The sequence below is a fragment of the Neochlamydia sp. AcF95 genome (assembly GCF_018342455.1).
Classification (GTDB): Bacteria; Chlamydiota; Chlamydiia; order Chlamydiales; family Parachlamydiaceae; genus Neochlamydia.
This window is the reverse complement of the sequence record NZ_JAEMUC010000045.1, coordinates 1-21,120: the sequence shown is the minus strand read 5'-3', so window position 1 is coordinate 21,120 and position 21,120 is coordinate 1. Positions and strand designations below refer to the sequence as shown.

Sequence of the window (21,120 nt, the reverse complement as noted above, 5' to 3'; positions counted from 1 at the left end):
TAAGCTAGGAGATAAGCCAAAGAACTTTTTACTTTTGTTTCTTCCAAAATAAGGAGGGGGTAGAAATTAGGCCCATTATTAAGGCACTCATACAACTTTTTATAGGAGAAAAGCTAAATTTTTTGCTGGATAGGCTGATATTTTTTTAATATATTCTTTAGTTCGTCGGGAAGTGGTATTTTTGAGCGGGTCTGAGTATCTAGGCAAACGTGTACAGTTTTAGCTTTGCCGATCAGCACATGACCTGCTTTTTTGAAAATTTTGTAAGCAAAAGAAAAAGAGGTTGTCCCTAGATGAACCACTTCAACATGCACCTCTAATGCATCTCCTACTTTAACTGGTTTTAGATAGTCTGCTTCGGCATGTACGACTACGAAGGCAAAGGAGGAATGGTGGAAAAGGTGATCTAAAGTGATTCCTTCCTGGTCCATTAGATCTTCTAGGGCGTCATGTACGAAGCGAAATTGCTTAGCGAAATAAAGGATACCTGCCATATCCGTGTCATGCATTCTTACTTTGTTATAACTGATAAACATGTTAGGTCCTTAAGGTTTTCCTATAAATTTTTAGATGATTATTTGCTAAGTAGTCATTAAGTCCATTCTTCATAACATCTTGCATAAACTATTGAAAGGCAAAAGATGTAAAATGATAAGCGGCCACCCATGCCGGCTAGTTAAGCCTTTAATACTAAGTAGCAAATGCAAATCAAAAAACTCTGCAAATAGAAAAAATAGCTATTTGGGAGTGTTTTTGGCGCTGCAAACGCTTTATAAAATCCCCTCTAAAGCTTTATATATCCCTTAACTGCTTGCAAAGCAGATCCTCTTAATGCGGACAGTAATGGGTCAAAATCGAAGAAAAATAAGCAGCTTCATAAATTTTTTTATGTTAAAATGCCTGACTGAGTTTATTAGCCATTTAAAATTATGGAGAATTTAGCTCGTCTTAATAAGCTTAATGGGGGAATAAATAAAAATGGCCATTCCAACGCGTACCTATTTAAATGTCCAGGGCGAACTTTCTTCGAATTGTAAAGTAGATATTGCGGAGGGGGTGTTAGTTAAAGCTTATCAAACAATGGTTTTAACACGCCGCTTAGATGAAAGAATGATAACCCTTCAACGTCAAGGAATGATTTCCTTTGCTTTAAGCTCTTTTGGCGAGGAGGCCTGCTCTGTTGCAAGTGCTGCTGCTCTTTCATTTGAAGATTGGCTTTATCCTCAATATAGGGAAAGTGGTATTATGTTTTGGCGAGGGTTTACTCCACAGCAATATATTCACCAAATGTTTTGTAACAAAGAAGATCTTATTTTGGGAAGGCAAATGCCTAATCATTTTGGATCTCGCGCTTTAAATGTTGTACAAGTATCTTCCCCTATTGGTACGCAAATTCCTCATGCTGCTGGCTGTGCTTATGCCATGAAAATTCAAAAAGAAAATACAGTTGCGGTAGCTTATTTTGGTGAAGGAGCCACTTCCGAAGGAGATTTTCATGTAGGCTTGAACTTTGCGGCAGTAAGAAAAGCTCCTGCGATTTTCTTTTGTCGAAATAATGGATATGCCATTTCTACACCAGCCTCATGTCAGTTTATTAGCGATGGAGTGGCCCCCCAAGTGATAGGAAGAAATATAACCACTTATCGGGTTGATGGTAACGATTTTTTTGCTATTTATGAAGCGGTGTCTCAAGCTAGGCAGGCATGCATAGAAGGGCAAGGTCCAGTTTTCATTGAAGCCATGACCTATCGGTTAGGAGCCCATTCTACCTCGGATGACCCTTCAGTCTATCGTCAAGAGAAAGAAGTTTTAGAGAAGCAATTAGCTTGTCCCATCACTCGCTTAAAGAATTTTTTGGAAAAGCAAGGTTTATGGGATGTGCAACGAGAGAAAAGTTATTTAGATTCTATTAATAAAGAAATTACAGAAGCCATTCAGGTGGCCAAAAAGACCGGTAGGCCTGCTTTAGATTCTCTTATAGAAGATGTATATTTTGAAGTGCCAGCTAGCCTTGCAGCTCAGTACGAAGACATCCAATCGCTTTATCATGCATAAACCCCCCATATTTGTTTAGTAGGTTAACATGGCTATCATGAACATTATTCAATCTTTAAATCACACTCTTCATCAAGAGTTTACACGTGACGCACATTTACTAACTTTTGGTGAGGATGTAGGAGCCTTCGGAGGGGTCTTTCGCGTAACCACTGGCTTGCAAGAAAAATTTGGGGAAGAGCGTTGCTTTGATACTCCTTTGGCAGAAGCTGGCATCGTAGGTTTTGGTATAGGCATTGCACAAAAAGGCCTTAAGCCTATCTGTGAAATTCAATTTGCCGATTATATCTACCCAGCTTTTGACCAGATTGTTAACGAGATGGCTAAGATGCGTTATCGCACCGGCAACCAGTACAGCAGCGCGATGGTTATACGCACTCCCTATGGGGGAGGGATTCATGGAGGACATTACCATTCTCAATCGCCAGAGGCTTTCTTCCTTCATATTCCCGGCCTGGTGGTAGCAGTAATTTCTTCTCCTTATGATGCTAAAGGATTGCTTGCCTCTGCTATTCGTTCCAATGATCCTGTCCTGTTATTAGAACCCAAAAGGATTTACCGCTCTTTAAAGCAAGAAGTACCTGAAGAAGAATATTTAATTCCTTTTGGCCAAGCCCATGTGGAACGTGCCGGTAGGGACATAACCTTGATTGGCTGGGGAGCCCAGCATCATCAAAATAAGCAGGCGGCAGAGGAGTTGGCCCAGCAAGAAAATATTGATGTAGAAGTTATAAACCTACGTACTTTAAATCCTTTAGATATTCATACCTTAGTCGCATCAGTCAATAAGACAGGTCGCTGTGTTGTTTGCCATGAAGCGCCTTTAACTCAAGGTTTTGGTGCCGAGATTTCGGCATTGATTCATGAACATTGCTTGCTAAAACTTCAAGCACCTGTTAAACGTTGCTGCGGCTTAGACACACCTTTTCCTCATACTTTAGAGAAAGAATATTTGCCCGATACTCCTCGCGTTAAGAAGGCAATTTTAGAAACCCTTAATTACTAACGGAAGACTATATGGCTAAAATTCATACCGTGACCTTGCCTGATATTGGGGAAGGGGTTATCGAAGGAGAAGTGGTTGAATGGCTTAAAGATGTTCAGGATACTGTCTTGCAAGATGAGCCTGTCGTAATTGTGATGACTGATAAAGCTACTGTAGAACTTCCTTCCCCTTATCCTGGAAAAATAGCCAAACATTACTATAAGCCGGGGGAGATATCGATTAAAGGAAAACCTCTTTATGATATAGAATTACTTGAAGGACATACAGCAGTGCCCGCCCCTCAGTCTAGGCTTAAAGAAAGTTCTCTCCCTATGCCTTGTCCTTTGCCTCCGCTTGCTCCTAGTCATATGAGTGCCCCTGCTCTTGCACCTGGATCATCGAACATTTTAGCTCTGCCTTCTACAAGGAAATTAGCTCAAGAAATGGGAATTGATATCTGCCAAGTTCAAGGAATGGGCAAAGCAGGTCGCGTAAGACCGGAAGATTTACGTCAATATGTTCGACCTTGGCCCAAGGAAAATTTAGATACTCCTGTTCTTCGTCTTGAAGAAGATAAAGAGCTTCCTATCATAGGCATTAAAAATTTAATGTACCAAAAAATGGTAGAATCCAAACGTAAAATTCCTCATTTTTCTTATTTTGAAAAAGCTGAGGCGACAAGGCTTGTGCGTTTACGCCAAAAATTTAAAGAAGAAGGGGCTAAAAAGAATATTCAAGTCACTTATATGCCTTTTTTGCTTAAAGCTTTAAGTTTAACTTTAAATAAATTTCCTCAGTTTAATAGTTCGGTGGATCAACATAAGCTGATTATTCATCAGCATCATCATATAGGCATTGCCATGGCATCGCCACTAGGATTAATAGTACCGGTACTTAAAAATGTTCAAGCTCTTTCTTTGATCGATCTAATTTATGCTTATGAGGAACTTAAAAATAGAGCTAATACTAATAAACTTCAGCCGAGTGAGATGAAAGAAGGGACTATTACTATCAGTAACTTTGGGGTCTTAGGGGATGGTGGCCTATGGGCGACGCCTATCATTAATTATCCTGAAGTAGCTATCTTAGCCGTTAATCGCATTCAAAAACAGCCATGGGCTTGTAATGATGAAGTAGTGCTCAGGGATGTTCTTAATTTATCCTGGAGTTTTGACCATAGGATCATAGATGGCGATCAAGCGGCAGCTTTTTCTCACTATTATGCTCACCTTATCAAGAATCCAGCCCCTCTATTGTAAAAATAGCTATTCCTAGGTTTACACATTTTAAAAAAGCTTGTTTTCCCTAGAGAGCTTTTGTATTGCTATTTTGCTTTTTTATTTGTAAATTTTTTTTGAAATAGTTAATGTACAATTTACATGATAGCTTTTATGCGTGTAGGAGGAGTATGTCGATGGATTTTATTTTAGCGGGAGCCTTGGCATTTGCCGTCTTAGCTTATTTGATATATACTCTTCTTCACCCCGAAAAATTTTAAGAGAAGATCACTTATGTCCTATGCCGAGTGGATTACACTCCTTTTCTTTCTTATTCTTCTCATAGCGTTAATCCCTGTTCTAGGTAGATATATGGCTAAAATATTTACCGATCAAAAAACTGCCGTACATTTTCTTTTAGGAGGCTTAGAGCATTTATCTTATCGCGTCAGTAGCGTAGATGCAAAAAAAGAGATGAGTTGGCTTGAATATGCGACCGCCCTTTTTATTTTCAATGGCATAAGTTTTTTAGGCCTTTTTTTTCTGCAGCTTTTCCAGCACCTCCTTCCTCTTAATCCCCAGCATTTTCCCTCAGTTCCATGGCCATTAGCCTTTAATACAGCAATCAGCTTTATTACTAATACTAACTGGCAAGCCTATGCAGGTGAAAACACGATGAGCTATTTGACGCAAATGCTTGGGCTGGCCGCGCACAATTTTTTGAGCGCAGCCACTGGATTAGCTACCTTATTAGCTTTAATTCGAGGCCTTGTGAGCAAAAATACTAGACACATAGGCAATTTTTGGAGCGATCTTATCCGTTCTATCGTTTATATACTGCTACCTCTTTCTATACTACTAGCTTTACTATTGATTAGCGAAGGGGTCGTTCAAACCTTTTCCCCTTACATTGAAGTGACTACCTTGGAGAATTCTCAGCAAACCATTCCTCTAGGACCCGTAGCCTCCCAGGTAGCTATCAAACAGCTGGGAACAAATGGCGGAGGCTTTTTTAATGCTAATAGTGCCCATCCTTTTGAAAATCCTTCCCTTGTTACTAATCTTTTTGAAATGCTTGCTATTTTGCTAATACCAGCGGCTTCCGTATATGCCTATGGAATCTTAATCGATGCCAAAAAGCATGCATGGAATCTTTTCGCTGTTATGATAGCTCTTTGGGTTGTAGGCTTAGGTATTTCCTTCTATGCGGAAAAACTCATGAATCTTGCTATGGATGTATCTCCTTTCCTCGAAGGAAAAGAGACCCGGCTAGGAACTAACCTTAGTCTTGTATGGGCTATGTCAACGTCAGCTACGTCAAACGGCTCAGTTAATGCTATGCTTTCTAGCCTATCGCCGCTAAGCGGAGGCATGGCTATGCTTAACATGATGCTAGGAGAGATAGTTTTTGGAGGGATAGGGGTAGGACTATGCTCGATGATCATGTTTGCCATCCTTACAGTTTTTCTTGCAGGCCTTATGGTAGGAAGGACGCCAGTCTACTTAGGTAAAAAAATTGAGAGAAAAGAAATGCAATGGTTAATGCTAGCTATTTTGATGCCTAGCTTTCTCATCCTCATAGGGAGTGGGCTCTCTTGCGTACTGCCAGAAGCCCTTACTAGCTTAGGAAATCAGGGCCCTCATGGTTTATCAGAAATTTTATATGCTTTTTCCTCAGCTGCAGGTAATAATGGTAGTGCGTTTGCTGGAATAGATGCTAATACACTTTATTACAATCTGTTCCTGGGAATAGTCATGTTAATAAGTAGGAGTTCAATAATTTTGTCTAGCCTGGCTATAGCGGGCTTACTTGCCTCCAAAAGGGCTTCCCCTCTTTCTCCCGGGGATTTTTCCATTAGCTCTCCTTTGTTCGCTTTTTTACTTTTATGTGTGATCCTTATCGTAGGAGCTTTAACATTTTTTCCTGCATGGTCGTTAGGTCCCTTAGCGGAGCATCTTTTAATGCTTAAAGGGCAGACATTTTAAATTCAGAAAAATAGATAGATGAAAATAATGTCAAATAAGGGATCAAAATTTGCGGATAAAGGAGATCGAATGCAGTTTAACCAAAAGAGTTTGCTAACTGTGAAAATTGCTGCAGATGCTCTTAAAGAAGCAATCAAGAGGCTGGCTCCTCAGGATCAATTTAAAAATCCTGTCATGTTTGTGACTTATCTTGGAGCACTGTCTACCACAGGTTATGTCATCCAGGAGGTTTTTTATCAGCAGTTAACGTGGATTAATTTGCAAATTGCTCTTTGGTTATGGTTTACAATCCTTTTTGCTAATTTTGCTCAATCCATTGCCGAAAGTAGAGGAAAAGCACAAGCAGCAAGTTTAAGAAAAACAAAAGTTCAAGCTAATGCTCGTCAAGAGATCAATGGAATAGAGATAAAAATTCCTGCAGATCAGTTAAAAAAAGGTGATGTAATAATTTGTGAAGCAGGGGATATTATTCCTACCGACGGGGATGTCATAGAAGGTGCTGCTACCATTGATGAATCAGCTATAACAGGTGAATCAGCACCTGTCATTAGAGAAAGTGGAGGAGATAGAAGCGCTGTAACGGCAGGAACTAGGGTGTTGAGCGATCGCCTGCGTATTCAAGTGACTGCAGAGCCCGGAAATAATTTTTTAGACCGCATGATACGCTTAATTGAAGGTGCCAAACGTCAGAAGACACCTAATGAAATTGCTTTGCATATCGTGCTTTCGGCTTTAAGTATTATTTTCCTTATCACCATCGCTTCCTTGAAAGCTTTTGGAGAATATAGTGCCCACGCTTCTAAGCAAGATATTTCCCAACTCCTCACCTTTCCTATTTTAGTGGCTCTGCTAATTTGCTTAATCCCTACGACCATTAGCGCATTGCTAAGTGCGGTAGGAATTGCAGGAATGGATCGTTTATTTAGGCGCAACGTAATAGCTTTAAGCGGCCGCTCGGTGGAAGCTGCAGGAGATATAGATTTGTTGATACTCGATAAAACAGGCACAATTACTATCGGCAATAGAATGGCTACAGCTTTTCTACCTGCCGTAGGCATAGATGAAAAAGCTTTTGCAGAAATTGCTCAGCTAGCTTCTTTATCTGATGAAACTCCAGAGGGCCGTTCTATTGTAGTTCTTGCTAAAAAATTATTTGGCTTAAGGGCTGAATCTTTGGATACAAGAAACTCTATCGTTGTTCCTTTCTCAGCCACTACGCGCATGAGCGGCATCGATTTCGTAGATGGTTTAGGAAAGGTTGTACGGCGCATACGCAAAGGCTCTACAGAAGCAATTAAAAAACATCTGACGAGCTTAGGAGGGCATTATTTTGATCAGCTAGATGCTGCTATACAAACTATAGCAAGCAAAGGAGGAACACCTTTACTGGTCAGCGATGAAGATAAAATTGTAGGGATCATCCATCTTAAAGATATCATCAAAGGAGGTATCCAAGAAAGATTTGCGCAGATGCGACGCATGGGCATTCGTACTGTAATGGTTACTGGTGACAATCACTTGACCGCTGCAGCTATTGCAGCAGAAGCTGGAGTAGATGAATTTATTGCTGAAGCTACACCCGAGATAAAATTAGCAAAAATTAAAAGCGAACAAGAGAATGGAAGGCTAGTGGCTATGACAGGCGATGGCACCAATGATGCACCTGCTTTAGCTCAGGCGGATGTAGGTGTAGCAATGAATACAGGCACGCAGGCATCTAGAGAAGCTGGCAATATGGTAGATTTAGACAGCAATCCTACCAAGTTAATTGACATTGTAGAAATCGGCAAACAGATGTTGATGACAAGGGGGGCTTTAACAACTTTTAGTATAGCTAATGATGTAGCTAAATATTTTGCCATCATTCCAGCGATCTTTGGAGCATTGTATATAGGAGATAAAGGAGGCTCTGGCCCTCTGTCTGTACTTAACATTATGGGCTTAAATTCACCTCAGAGTGCTGTTTTAAGTGCTATTATTTTTAATGCTTTAATCATCGTGGCTTTAATACCCCTAGCTTTAAGAGGAATCCAATATAATGCTCAGTCGGCACAAGCTTTGTTAAGAAATAATCTCCTCATCTATGGATTAGGAGGACTTGTGGCTCCTTTTGTAGGAATAAAACTTATCGATATTTTAATCACCTTTTTTAGCTTTGTAGAGTAAGAGAGTTTATATGTTAAGAATTTGGACTAGCTTCAAAATGTTTCTGTGGCTAACAGCTTTAACAGGAATTATCTACCCTTTCTTCATTACTTTTATAGCGTATCTAACTATCAAAAATAAAGCTGAAGGGGATTTTATTTCTTTTAATGGAAAGGTGGTAGGAGCTGCCTTGATCGGACAAAATTTTGAAAGTAATCGCTATTTCTGGGGACGCCCCTCGGCAAACAATTATAATCCTTTAGCATCAGGTGGGAGTAACCTAAGCCCTACCAGCGAGGCTTTAAAAAAAGCTATTGAAAAACGTAAAGCAAAGATAAAAAAAAACTACGATGAGAAAAGTGATCGCTTAATTCCTAGCGAGTTACTTTTTGCTTCTGCCAGCGGATTAGATCCCCATATTTCTCCGCAAACCGCCTACTTTCAGGTAGAACGAATAATCAAAGCAAGAGGTTGGAACGAAAATAATAAAGAGGCTATTTTTCGACTCATCGAAGCATCAATAGAATTGCCGCGCTGGGGCTTCCTAGGCGCGCCTTATATTAACGTGCTAAAACTTAATTTAGCTTTAGATGCATGGGATAAAGCTCAAAAGGAATGATAAATTTTATAAAGGGAAAAAAAAGGCACAATAAGCTTTTTAATCTTTTCAGCTTCGTTTTTTTTTTAACGCATTTTATTTTATGGATAGACTTAAATTTCTCTAAATTTATAAAAAAGATTATTTCTTAAAAACATTTTTTAAATTATCAAAATTATTAAAAAATTAAGCTGTTTAACTTAGAACGCGATTAAGATAAACTAACTTTATCCTAAAGAGTTAAATCCTCACGAATAGCAGGGCCTGCACCTATTATAGGCAAGGAAAAGGCAGGCAAACCATCCAAGCACTTCAAGTAACAGTTACTTAATGCTATCTTTTGCATTCTAAAAAGAGAATGACCTATCTTCTTATCCCGCCTTTCGTTAATCATAATAATAGCGCTCTACTCTTTTGAGTGGCAGAATGTTGGATGGGAATTTGCCCAACACCGACTAAGTCTTTCTCTCTTCGGCAGAATGCGCCTTAGCTTGAGAAAAAAGCAGTAATAAATTAACTCATAAAATGTTTTTTTTTAGCCGTGTAGAAGATTAGTTTTTTTTAATAAAGTTTTATTGATTTTATAAGATATAGTTGCTAATATTATTTAATTTAAAGAATAAGTGGGGTTAAAATGAACCTAAGCGGTTTTTCTCAATTGTGTATATGGATTGATCGTAAGGCTGATTACGTGCCTCTAATCAGTACGGTGACTAATCTAGTCAATATTTTCCAAAAATGTGTTTATGGATCGAACCAGCAAGAAGGAAACTTATCTTTAAGCAATAATTATTACCGGTATCTTAATAAAAAAAGTTTTAGACGTTGCATTGTTTTATTGGTCCCCATTTTAGGAAATATATGGGTGGGAATTTGGGATATTACTCAGTATAGACTTGATAATAAGAACTTAAAACCGCCAAAAGTAGGCCAAACGATCAACTCGCCCCAAGATGCTGGGAAAGAAATTAATAATGAACCGGCACCATGGGTTACTGCCCAAGAAGATGACTTAAAGCTTGGCAATCTCAGCGAGGAGTTTAAAAAAGTTAAGGCTACCGCCCTTGCTGACATGCAGAAAAATGGATGGGAGCTTTCTCAAGCTAGCGAAGATTTTAGAAAAGATCAAGATATTGTATTGGCTGCTGTTAAGCAAAGCGGCTTGGTTCTTAAATATTCTCATCCAGAATTACATAATAATAAAAAAGTTGTACTTGCCGCTGTTAGCCAAGATGGCTTAGCTCTTAAGTATGCTAGCCAAGAACTTAGGAGTGATAAGGAAGTCGTACTTGCCGCTGTTAGCCAAGATGGCTTAGCTCTTGAGCATGCTAGCCAAGAGCTTAAAAATAATAGAGAAGTGGTGATTGCTGCCGTTACACAAAATGGCGCATCTCTTAAGTATGTTAGCCAAGCTCTTAAAAACGACAGGGAGGTCGTGCTTGCTGCTATTCGGCATCAAGACCCCGCTCTCCAGTACCTTGATAAAACGGTGATAAATAATGAGCAATTTGTGCTTGTTGATTTTAAGCATCGATGCTTGACTATCCAGTATGGGGGCAAAAAAGTTAAGAACGACGAAGAGGTTATGCTTGCTGCTGTCCAGCAGGATGGTTTAGCTCTTGAATATGCCAGTGAAGAAATTAAAGACAATAGAAAAGTCGTGCTTGCTGCCATTCAGCAAGATCCTCGGGCACTTCAGTATGCCTCCTGGGTCCTAAGAGATGATAAATTTTTGCTGCTTACTGCTGTTCGGCAAGCTGGCGATCTACTCTTTTATGCCAGCCCATGGATTAAAAGTAATAAAGATATTGTGCTTGAGGCCGTTCAGCAAGACGGTTGGGCACTTAAACACGCTGGAGAAGATCTTAAGAATAATAAAGATGTGGTAGTTGCCGCAGTTCAGCAAAACGGTTGGGCACTTCAGCATGTTGGAGAAAAACTTAAGAATAATAAAGAGGTGGTACTTGCTGCCGTCCAGCAAAATGGCATAGCACTTCAGCTTGCTGGAGAAGATCTTAAGAATGATAAAGAGGTGGTACTTACGGCCGTTAAGCAAAACGGCCAGGCTCTTCAGTATGCTAGCTACAAGCTGCGAAACGATAAGAAAGTCGTTCTTGCCGCTGTTAAGCAAGATGGCATGGCTCTTCAGTATGCTAGTGAGCAACTTCAAAAAGATAAAGAGCTCCTTAAGCTATGTAACAAGTAAATGATTAATTGTGGTTTTGTCAGGGAGGGAGCGCTCAACAGAAACGCTATTACTAATTCAAAGCAATGAGGACTTCTGTTCTGCAGGAAAATTGCATGAAGATTTTACTTACCGTTTGGCATTTTCCTCATGTAATCTTGATTCCATCGGCTTTTGCTTTCTTACCCTTAATTCCTACTTTTGTTTTTGCACCAGCTTTCAATAAATTCATTGTACGCCTTTTAAAACAGATAAAATTACACGGCTGAAGCCCTCAAGCCTGGCTTTTATCTTCCTCATATAAGCTATCTAATATGCTTTTAAGAAGGTGTCCCAAAACTCTCGCTTATTGATAAAATGAAAGCAAATTCAAAAATAGGTTTCCGGGCACCTTTTTACATTTTCTTGCCTATTTTGCTTTTTTTATGTATATAAAAGTGCCTAAAAAGTAAATAAAATAAAGCATAAAGCTTAAAAGAGTCTATACCCTGAATCCTAACCCTTCTATTACCATTGAGCATTTACCTAATGAAATACTAACTTCTATTTTAACGGTTTGCACCTCGCCTGCCTTAGTTAGCGTTTGTACAAGATGGCGGCATCTGGTGAACGCAGAAATAATGCCCTCTCTTTATAAGCAAATAGGTAAGATACATTTTCCTCAACGAGATATTAGCGAACAGACTTTTATTTTAGATAGGATTTATAAGCTAGAAGAAGAGCTTACTGAAACAGCAAAGATAAATGCTATCTTTAAGCAGATCTTTAGTTTAGCTAACTCACTTTCTCCTGTAGAGTTAGAATTTAAGTGGAAAACTGAGGAAAAAAGGTATTTTAACCTGGCTAATTATTCTTCTTATCTTATAAATATTAACCGCCTCTTAATGTGGAAAAACCTTCCTGATGGCACAAAATACTTAGAGTAAGAAAAAATTAGGTATTTGCCTCTAGCAAAAAAAGGAGAGCTTTTCAGAGAGTGGATGGAAAGATATGGCCAAGATATTGAAGAGTTATACTTAAGCAAGATTAGCCTGACCTTTTTACCTCCAGAGATAGGGCTGCTTTCTCAGCTGTGGCGGCTTGACTTAAACAACGACCAGCTTACCTTCCTTCCGGCAGAGATAGGGCGGCTTTCTCAGCGGGAATACCTTTGCTTAGAGGATAACCAACTTACCACTCTTCCTGCTGAAATAGGGCTGCTTTCTCAGCTGAAAAGGCTTTACTTATTCGATAATCAGCTCACCTCCCTTCCGGCAGAGATTCGGCACCTTTCTCAGCTAGAAGAGCTTCACTTACCATGTAACCAGTTTGCGTCTCTTTTGGCAGAGAGTGGGCAGCTTTCTCATATCTATCTAATTTGCTTAAATCATAACTAGCTTACCACCCTCCCTTCAGAGATAGGGCAGCTTTCGCGGCTGCAATGGCTTCCCTTAAATAATAACCATCTCACTGCCCTTACTGCAGAAATAGCACTGTGCTTTAAAGATTTAGATTTTAAGTTAGACGGAAATCTGCTGGAAAACATACCAGAGGAATTAAAACAACGTTTTGAGCTGTAGTTGAAAAGTATCTGTCTTCCTCACCTATAACATTTAAAGGGCACATTGGCAAGCTTAGAAAGTTTTAAATATATAGAGAGCTTTTGATTTACTATAGAGGCGTAGGATCTAAAGGTCTGCTTCTCTGCTAAAAACTCGGAAAGAATTTCTCCACGCTTTTTATATTTCTCTGTTTTCCACGCTTAAATATTGAAAATTGATTCCTACTATTTTCTTGCTTATTCTGCTTTTTCTATGTATAGATAATCCCCTGCAGAATGGATAAAATATATATGTATACATCTTAAAGAGCCATATTATGAACCCCAGCTCTTCTATCACCATTGAAAACCTACCTAATGAAATACTAGCGCCTATCTTAAAGGCTTGTGCTAGCCCCTCCCTCTTTAGTGTTTGTACAAGATGGCGACATCTGTTGGCTACGGAAGTCATGCCCTCTCTTTATAGGCAAATAGGTAACATTCATTTTCCTCAAGGGAGGATTAAAGAACAGGCTCATATTTTAGATAGGGTTTATAAGCTAGAGAATGGGCTTTGTGAAGGAGAGAAAGCCAAGGCAATTTTTAAGCAAACTTTTGTTCTAGCTAGAACTCTTGCTCCTATGGAGTTAGAATTTCAATGGAAAACCAAGGAAAAGAGGCGTTATACGTTAGCTAATTATTCGTTTTACCTTATAAATATTAATCGCTTATTAATGTGGAAAAAACTTCCTGGTGGAGAGGAATACCTAAGTCAAGAAAACATTAAGTACTTGCCTTTAGAAAAACAAGGAGAGCTTCTTAGAGATTGGATCGAAAGATATGGCAAAGGGATTACAATGGTAAATTTAATGTCTACCGGCTTGACATTTTTACCTCCAGAGATTGGACAACTTTCGCAGCTGCGAAATCTTGACTTAAGCCACAACCATCTCACAGCCCTTCCTGCAGAGATAGGAAAGCTTTCTCAACTGCAATACCTTGGCTTAACTAACAACCATCTCACAGCCCTTCCTGCAGAGATAGGAAAGCTTTCTCAGTTGCCGGAGCTTAACCTAAGTGACAACCAACTGACTTCCCTTCCTGCAGAGATAGGACAGCTTTCGAAGCTACAGAAGCTTTTCTTAAAAAACAACCATCTCACTGCCCTTCCTGCAGAGATAGGGAAGCTTTCTCAGCTGGAATATCTTTACTTAAACAACAACGAGCTTACTTCTCTTCCTGCCGAGATAGGACAGCTTTCTCGTCTGGAAATACTCCAATTAGAGTACAATCATCTCACTGTCCTTCCTGCGAAGATAGGGAAGCTATCGCAGCTTAAAGAGCTTGACCTAACCAGCAACCAGATTACTTTCCTTCCAGGGGCGATAGGACAGCTTTCGCAGCTGCGAAACCTTGACTTAAGGCTCAATCAACTTACCTTCCTTCCAGCAGAGATAGGATATCTTTCTCAACTGCAAGAGCTTAAGCTAAGCCAAAACCGGCTTACCAGCCTTCCGCCAAAGATAGGGCAGTTATCGCAACTGCGAATGCTTAGCTTAAGCTACAACCAGCTTACGTCTCTTCCGGCAGAGATAGGGAAGCTTTCTCAGCTTAAAGAGCTTGACCTAATCAGCAACCAGATTACCTTCCTTCCAGCAGAGATAGGACAGCTTTCGCAGCTAAAAGTACTCCAATTAGAGGACAACCTCCTTACTTTCCTCCCTGCAGAGATAGGGCAGCTTTCTTGGCTAGAAATACTCCAATTAGAGGGCAACCAGCTTACCTCCCTCCCTGTGAAGATAATGCAGCTCTCTAAGCTGCAAAAGCTTAACCTAAGCTACAACCGGCTTACTTCCCTTCCTGCAGAGATAAGGCAGCTCTCTAAGCTGCAAGAGCTTAGCCTAAACGACAACCTGCTTGCCTCCCTCCCTGCAGAGATAGGGCAGCTCTCTAAGCTGCAAGAGCTTAATCTAACCGACAATGAGCTTATCTTCCTCCCTGCAGAGATCGGGCAATTGTCTGAGCTGCAAGGGCTTTACTTAAATCAAAACAAGCTCACCAGTCTTCCTGCAGAAATCGGGCAATTGTCTGAGCTGCAAATGCTTGAATTAAACCAAAACCAGCTTACCTCCCTCCCTGCAGAGATAAGGCAGCTCTCTAAGCTCCAAAGCCTTTACCTAGGTAATACCCAGCTTACCTCTCTTCCTAAAGAGATTTGGCAACTTTCGCAGCTGGGAAACCTTGATTTAAGCCACAACCAGCTTACCTCCCTTCCTAAAGAGATTTGGCAGCTATCCCAGCTGCAAAACCTTAACTTAAGCCGCAACTATCTCGCTGTTATTCCTAAAGAGATTTGGCAGCTCCCGCAATTGCAATATCTTATATTAAGCAACAACCAGCTTACCATGATCCCTAAAGAAATTTGCCAGCTCTCGCAATTGCAATACCTTGACTTAAGCCACAACCCTCTCACTGCCCTTCCTCCAGAGATAGGGCAGCTGGCCCAGCTGCGGAGCCTTAACTTAGTGAATACGCAGCTTACCTCTCTTCCAGCAGAGATATGGCAGCTCTCTGTGCTGTATGAGCTTAACCTAAGCAGCAACCAACTCACCACTCTTTCTGCACAGATAGGGCAGCTTTCGCAGCTGGGAAACATTGACTTAAGCCACAACCCTCTCACTGCCCTTCCTCCAGAGATAGGGCAGCTTGCCCAGCTACGAGGTCTTAGTTTAGCGAATACCCAGCTTACCTCTCTTCCAGCAGAGATAGGGCAACTCTCTCAGCTGCAAGGGCTTAACTTAAGCGGCAACCAACTCACCGCTCTTTCTGCACAGATAGGGCAGCTTTCGCAGCTGGGAAATCTTGACTTAAGCCACAACCATCTCGCTGTTATTCCTAAAGAGATTTGGCAGCTTTCGCGATTGCAATGCCTTGTATTAAGCAACAACCAGCTTACCTCTCTTCCAGCAGAGATAGGCCAACTCTCTCAGCTGGCAAACCTTGACTTAAGCAACAACCATCTCGCCACCCTTCCTTCAGAGATTTGGCAGCTTTTGCAGCTGCGAGACCTTAACTTAAACCGCAACCCTCTCACTGCCCTTCCTCCAGGGATAGGGCAGCTTTGGCAGTTATGGGAGCTTGGCTTGCAGGACACCCAGCTTACCTCTCTTCCAGCAGAGATAGGCCAACTCTCTCAGCTGACAAAGCTTGATTTAAGCAACAACCAACTCACCACTCTTCCGGTACAGATAGGGCAGCTTTCGCGGCTGCAAAACTTTCACTTAAGCCACAACCAGTTTACCACTCTTCCTGCAGAGATTGGGGAGCTACCTGAGCGGCTAGATCTTAAGTTAGGCGGAAATCTGCTTGAGGATATTCCCGAGGAGTTGAAGCAGCGTTTTAGGCTATAGCTGAAAAAATATCTGCCTCCTCACCTATAATGTTAAAAGGGCAAATTGCTGACTTAGAAAGTTTTAAGGATTTAGAGAAAGAATTTTTGCTTTATGGTGTAAGAGGTCTTGCAGCGTAAATGGCCTAATAGCTTGCCTGCTTAAAGAGGAGTCTTGCATTAGGCTTATCACCAAAGTTAGCATCCGCTGTTCTTTGAACATTGCTTTTTAGGCATGGCAAGCTATGCCATCTTATTCATCGCCAAATGATGTAGCATATAGTGCCCTTTTGGGCAACTTTTTATGCAGTCATATACTTAATAAAAAGCTTGCCTTTACGAGGAGAGTTAGCTTGGAGAAAGGTTGATTTCTTTTTTATTTATATAAACATAAGTTTTTTAAAGTTGCGATTTTGCTCGCTGCTAGGCTAGCGTCACTAGAGCGAAAATTTCCTTTAAACTTCTTTTAAAGCGGTGTGTCGCCCTTTTGGCAAGCGATCTTTGAGGATAGCCGCAAAGTTTCAAGCTGCCTGGCCTCATTGTCTCCTCCTAAACCTTTAACGACTTTAAGGCATTATATCCTTTAAAAAAACTACGTCTGCATAACCGGAAAAAAATAACCTTTTTTTCAGGCTGACTCTATCCTTATAAACAAGCTTTTTATTAAGTATATAATTACATAAAGAGTTGCTCGAAAGCGTATTATTTCTTTCTTTCCCGGCTCGTCTGGCTCTTGGCTTTAAATCTTTCTTCTCTTCTTGGAGGTAATAAAGGATCTATACCTTGAACATAAGATGATCGATAGAAAGCTTGCTTATCGTAGGCACTATCTCCATAAGCGGTTTTTGTGCTCTTAGGTAGATTGGGGATCATTTGGCTCGCCACTAAATCATCAGCTTTATTACTTTACGCCAATTTACTTAAAAATAATTTCATGCGAATCTGGACAAATGCTTAAGTAAATCTTTCTCCAAGTCTTCCGCTTTGCTTTGCCAGGCTGGCGCACTTTCCGCTCTCCTTTACCATAGCTTTCATCCAAGAGGAAGTAAAGGCTGCGTTTGTCAGACGCTTTAAGGCTTGGCCCCTTCAAATTTCTGTCCAAGCTTTTTAGCACGCCTATAGATGCGGGTGTAGCAGGGAAAAGGCAGCCTTAAAGGCCAGCAAGACAATCAATGTTAAAAAAAATCTTAGAATAGCTCAGGAGAGGCAAATGATAAACGGCTTTAATCATCAGCATGCATAGGATAGCGACAGGGGAGTAAATGTTTGAGTGCTCCTTCTCCCTTTAAGCTTATATTTTTCCTTCACCCTTTAATGCCCCCATCCGACAACCATAAAGTAATGCTTCCTCTTTGTATTAAAGCTTTGTTATAATGGAGTCAATTACGTAGGTGATAAGGGAAGAGGGCTTTTTTGATAGCTTGCCTATATTCTTGTTTTTGCAAACTAAATTTTATAGCTCTTAAGCGTTAAAGAGCAATCTTAATCGTCTACGCTTCTTGCCATTTATGCAACAATGCCCATGAGGGGCATATTTAAATGTGACTGAAATTAAGAAATGTTTATCCCGTTTTTTGCTAAAAGATTTTCAATAATTACAGTGTAGCTTATACTCCGATAGTGCATTTTTAATTTTTTGTAGTCAGAGAGCGTTTAAGAAATAAATGTTTTTAAATAGATTAGAAGTTTCTTTTATTAAATTTAACTATTTATTTAAAAAAAAAGATAACCTCTACATTAGGTTAATAAACAATATAAGGTGCCATGTAAATGAATTCTTTATCTAAAGTCTGCCTGTTTATAGATCATAAGGCTGACTATATACCTATCTTTAGCACGGTGACTAATTTAGTCGATATCTTTCAAAAAGCTGTTATTTTACTCTTCAAGCAAAAAGAGACCAAAAATCCTTACTATGCTCATCTTAATCAAAAAAGTTTTAAACGGTGTGTAACTTTGTTGATTCCTGTATTAGGAAATATAATGGTGGGGATCTGGGACGTTACTCATAAGAAAGAAATTGATAAAAAAATTCTGCATACTGCTGCTCAAAAGAATAACAAAGCTTTTAAGAAGGCTATTCCCGCATTCTCGAATGATAGAGAATCTGTGCTTACCGCTGTTCAGCAAAGTGATTTGACGCTTCAGCCTACTAACAAAGAGTCTCAAAGTGATGAAGGAGCCTCTCTTGCTGCTGTTCAGAAAAATAGCTTAACCCTTCCGTCTTCCCCCCAAGGGCTTCAAAGTGATAGGGAAGCCCCTCTTGTTGCTGCTCAGAAAAATGGCTCAACGCTTCAATCTGCTCTTCAAGGGCTTCAAAGCGATAGGGAGGCCCTTCTTGCTGCTGTTCAGAAAAATGGCTTAGCCCTTCAATTTGCTCCTGCAGAGCTTCAAAACGATAGAGAGATCGTTCTTAGTGCTGTCCAGAAAAATGGCTTGGCGCTTCAGTATGCTAGCCAAGAACTTGCAAACGATAAAGAAATCGTTCTTACTGCTGTTCAGAAAAATGGCTTGGCGCTTCAGTATGCTGGCTTAAAACTTCAAAATGATAGAGAAGTCGTTCTTGCTGCTATTCAGCAAGACGATTTAGCGTTTCAGTACGCTAGTCCTGAACTTCGAGATAATAAAGAATTTGTCCTTGCTGCTGTTCAACATAAGAGTTTGGTGCTTCAGTATGCTAGCCAAGAGCTTCAAAATGATAAAGAAGTCGTTCTTGCTGCCGTTAAGAAATTCGGCTGGGCGCTCCAGTATGCTAGTCCCGAGCTTCGAAATAGTAGAAAAGTTGTTTTTGCTGCCGTTAAGCAATTCGGTTGGGCGCTTCAGTATGCTAACCAAAAATTTCGGCAAGATAAAAAAATTATTCTTGCTGCTGTGCAGCAAAACGGCTGGGCTCTTCAGTATGCTAGCCAAAAGCTTCAAAACGATAGAGAAGTTGTAGTTGCTGCAGTCCAGTGTAATGGTCGGGCCCTTCAACATGCTAGCCTGGAGCTTCGAAATAATAGAGAAGTTGTAATCATTGCTATTCAGCAAGACGGCTTGGCGCTTGAGTATGCTAGCCAAAAGCTTCAGAACGATAGGAGAGTCGTTCTTGAGGCTGTTAAGCAAGATGGCTGGGCGCTTCAATATGCTAGTGAGAAATTACAGAAAGATGAAGAGCTTCTTGAGCTATCTAGCAAGTAATGATTTAATCATGCCTAAGGGTGGAGCGCCTAAGAAGTACTGTTATTCATTTGAAACAAGATAAGACTTTGTTTTTTTAATCCCTTACTTTACCTCTTGCAAGTATCTAGATCAAACAGGCACCCTTTTAGCTGAGCTCCTAGCTCTTTTTTGACAGCTTTCCCCATTAGAATCGTTTAAAATAGAACTGCCATAAGTTTTTTTCTCCATGCTTCAATAGATTTCGCCATTACAAGAGCCTGTATGTTAACATTGTTAATCTTATTTTTAGCCACGTATCAAATGGACAAGAGTTTCAACATGGCTTGTCTGGGGAAACATGTCGTAAGGTTGAATAAGAGAGATTTTATAACCTTTAACACAGATAAGTGAAAGATCTCTAGCAAGAGTAGAAGGCATACAGGAAACATAAATAATTTCTTGTGGGCAACGTCGTAAAATTTCTGCTCCGACGGTGGGGGTAATTCCCTGGCGAGGAGGATTGAGAATAATGATATCGGCATGCTGGCCGTGCATTTCTTTTTGTAGGATTTTTTCCACGTCTCCTTCAATGAATTGAGGGGTCGTCAATCTGTTAAGGTAGGCATTTTCTTTGGCCATAGCGATTGATAGAGGATTGTATTCTATTCCAATGACCCGATGGTCTTGCTGGCTTAAAAGTAAAGAAGAGATACCAATGCCACAATAAAGATCAAGAATGGTAGCTTGTTTTTTGTGAGAAAGCAAATCAATGATTTGCTGATAGATCTTCAAGCTTTGCTCCGCATGATTTTGGACGAAGACTTCAGGGGAGCAAAGAAATTTTAAATCCCCGATCGCAAGAAAGTTGGTGGGATCACCCCACACCCATTTTTTTGATCCTCCCTTTATGATGACTCCTTTCCAGCGTGGAAATTGCTTTAAGAATTCTTCGATAATCTCTGCTTCTATCTTATCAAGCTTCTCAAAATTTAAACTTAAAATTAAGTGGCTTGCTTCTGTTTTAAAAAGAGTTGCTTTTCCTTCAGTAGCTTGTTGAGAAGAAATTTTCCCTAGCAAGGTCTGCACCTCGGCAAGGGCCAAATCCTCTTCGGCAAGAAATAGAGGGCAATGCTTAATGGGCAGAATAGTTTGGTTATCAATAGCTATATAGTACTACCTCGTTAAGTGGCTTTCTGATATTAATGTAGGTAAGATTTATTAATTAAGGAGGGGCAATGAATCTAGAGCAATTAAACTCTATTCGCGAACAACTTAATGAATGGATTAATGTTTTCAAAGCCAACTTAGGAAGATCAGAAAGAGTTCACTGGTGCAGATTATACATTTCAGGATTAATATTAGATGGAGAAAGAAAATCTATCGAACCCATGGCAAAAAGGCTTCCTGGAGGAAATGAACAAGCCATTCAACAATTTGTCAATCAAAGCCCTTGGGACCATGCAGCGATGCAACAACAACTGGCACGGCATATGGCTCAAAGCATGGGGGTTAAAAAAGGAGTACTTGTTCTAGACGACACTTCTTTACCCAAGAAGGGAAAGTTTTCGGTAGGGGTAGCCAGGCAGTATTGTGGAGCTTTAGGAAAAATTGCTAATTGTCAATCAATCGTCACGTGGCATTACTGTGAAAAAGGTAAAGAGCATTTTCCTATCCTAGGTGAATTATTCCTTCCCCAATCTTGGACAAAAAGTAAAAAAAGAATGCAGGTAGCCAAAGTTCCTAAAGCAAGATACAAGTTTTTAAAGAAATGGCAGCTTGCTTTACAACTTTTAGATGATATTCTTAAGAAGGATTTTCCCTATGAAGCGCTTGCTTTTGATGCCGGTTATGGAGAAAAACGAGAGTTATTGGGAGAATTAGATAAAAGGCAGTTAACCTTT

At 40.2% G+C, this 21,120-nt stretch carries 16 protein-coding genes; 13 read left to right on the top strand and 3 right to left on the bottom strand.

Annotated features, from left to right (window positions below):
- Positions 1 to 113: 113 nt before the first annotated feature.
- On the bottom strand, positions 114 to 536 hold the full coding sequence (locus NEOC95_RS05095) for an acyl-CoA thioesterase (RefSeq protein WP_213151997.1): 423 nt from the start codon (positions 534 to 536) through the stop codon (positions 114 to 116).
- A gap of 442 nt (positions 537 to 978) precedes the next feature.
- Between NEOC95_RS05095 and NEOC95_RS05090 the strand changes: the two genes are divergently transcribed.
- The 7 genes from NEOC95_RS05090 (at position 979) to kdpC (ending at position 9,007) form a co-directional block, all read left to right on the top strand.
- Positions 979 to 2,055, top strand: a complete 1,077-nt coding sequence (locus NEOC95_RS05090) for a thiamine pyrophosphate-dependent dehydrogenase E1 component subunit alpha (RefSeq protein WP_213151995.1) — start codon at positions 979 to 981, stop codon at positions 2,053 to 2,055.
- A gap of 28 nt (positions 2,056 to 2,083) precedes the next feature.
- Complete coding sequence (locus NEOC95_RS05085) at positions 2,084 to 3,061, top strand: alpha-ketoacid dehydrogenase subunit beta (RefSeq protein WP_213151994.1); 978 nt, start codon at positions 2,084 to 2,086, stop codon at positions 3,059 to 3,061.
- 11 nt (positions 3,062 to 3,072) lie between these two features.
- Positions 3,073 to 4,299 carry a dihydrolipoamide acetyltransferase family protein gene (locus NEOC95_RS05080; RefSeq protein ID WP_213151993.1) on the top strand — a complete coding sequence of 409 codons (1,227 nt, stop codon included), beginning with the start codon at positions 3,073 to 3,075 and terminating at the stop codon, positions 4,297 to 4,299.
- Positions 4,300 to 4,406: 107 nt separating this feature from the next.
- Complete coding sequence (locus tag NEOC95_RS09840; protein ID WP_502710274.1) at positions 4,407 to 4,538, top strand: potassium-transporting ATPase subunit F; 132 nt, start codon at positions 4,407 to 4,409, stop codon at positions 4,536 to 4,538.
- A gap of 13 nt (positions 4,539 to 4,551) precedes the next feature.
- Positions 4,552 to 6,243 carry a potassium-transporting ATPase subunit KdpA gene (gene kdpA / locus NEOC95_RS05070; RefSeq protein ID WP_213151991.1) on the top strand — a complete coding sequence of 564 codons (1,692 nt, stop codon included), beginning with the start codon at positions 4,552 to 4,554 and terminating at the stop codon, positions 6,241 to 6,243.
- A 69-nt stretch (positions 6,244 to 6,312) separates the two neighbouring features.
- The gene (kdpB, locus tag NEOC95_RS05065; protein ID WP_213151990.1) at positions 6,313 to 8,409 is read left to right on the top strand and encodes a potassium-transporting ATPase subunit KdpB; all 2,097 of its coding nucleotides are present in this window, start codon (positions 6,313 to 6,315) and stop codon (positions 8,407 to 8,409) included.
- A 10-nt stretch (positions 8,410 to 8,419) separates the two neighbouring features.
- The gene (gene kdpC, locus NEOC95_RS05060) at positions 8,420 to 9,007 is read left to right on the top strand and encodes a potassium-transporting ATPase subunit KdpC (protein ID WP_283248248.1); all 588 of its coding nucleotides are present in this window, start codon (positions 8,420 to 8,422) and stop codon (positions 9,005 to 9,007) included.
- A 211-nt stretch (positions 9,008 to 9,218) separates the two neighbouring features.
- Here the strand turns inward: kdpC and NEOC95_RS05055 are convergent, their stop codons facing one another.
- Entirely contained in the window at positions 9,219 to 9,380 is a 162-nt protein-coding gene (locus tag NEOC95_RS05055) for a hypothetical protein (protein WP_166154933.1), read from the bottom strand.
- Positions 9,381 to 9,620: 240 nt separating this feature from the next.
- Here NEOC95_RS05055 and NEOC95_RS05050 point away from each other — a divergent pair, with 240 nt between their 5' ends.
- From NEOC95_RS05050 to NEOC95_RS05030, 5 genes are all read left to right on the top strand, one after another.
- Positions 9,621 to 11,192 (top strand): DUF4116 domain-containing protein, encoded by a 1,572-nt coding sequence (locus NEOC95_RS05050; protein WP_213151987.1) that lies wholly within the window; start codon positions 9,621 to 9,623, stop codon positions 11,190 to 11,192.
- Between the two features lie 584 nt (positions 11,193 to 11,776).
- Positions 11,777 to 12,097 carry a hypothetical protein gene (locus NEOC95_RS05045; protein ID WP_213151984.1) on the top strand — a complete coding sequence of 107 codons (321 nt, stop codon included), beginning with the start codon at positions 11,777 to 11,779 and terminating at the stop codon, positions 12,095 to 12,097.
- Between the two features lie 15 nt (positions 12,098 to 12,112).
- Positions 12,113 to 12,547: a leucine-rich repeat domain-containing protein gene (locus NEOC95_RS05040; protein WP_213151982.1), complete on the top strand. Its 435-nt coding sequence runs from the start codon at positions 12,113 to 12,115 to the stop codon at positions 12,545 to 12,547.
- 481 nt (positions 12,548 to 13,028) lie between these two features.
- On the top strand, positions 13,029 to 16,100 hold the full coding sequence (locus NEOC95_RS05035) for a leucine-rich repeat domain-containing protein (protein ID WP_213151979.1): 3,072 nt from the start codon (positions 13,029 to 13,031) through the stop codon (positions 16,098 to 16,100).
- 1,748 nt (positions 16,101 to 17,848) lie between these two features.
- Entirely contained in the window at positions 17,849 to 19,258 is a 1,410-nt protein-coding gene (locus NEOC95_RS05030) for a DUF4116 domain-containing protein (RefSeq protein ID WP_213151977.1), read from the top strand.
- Positions 19,259 to 19,525: 267 nt separating this feature from the next.
- On the opposite strand, the gene NEOC95_RS05025 is transcribed toward NEOC95_RS05030, so the two are convergent.
- On the bottom strand, positions 19,526 to 20,296 hold the full coding sequence (locus tag NEOC95_RS05025) for a class I SAM-dependent RNA methyltransferase (protein WP_213151975.1): 771 nt from the start codon (positions 20,294 to 20,296) through the stop codon (positions 19,526 to 19,528).
- A gap of 158 nt (positions 20,297 to 20,454) precedes the next feature.
- Here NEOC95_RS05025 and NEOC95_RS05020 point away from each other — a divergent pair.
- A partial coding sequence (locus NEOC95_RS05020) for an IS701 family transposase (protein WP_213151973.1) occupies positions 20,455 to 21,120 on the top strand: 666 nt, incomplete at its 3' end.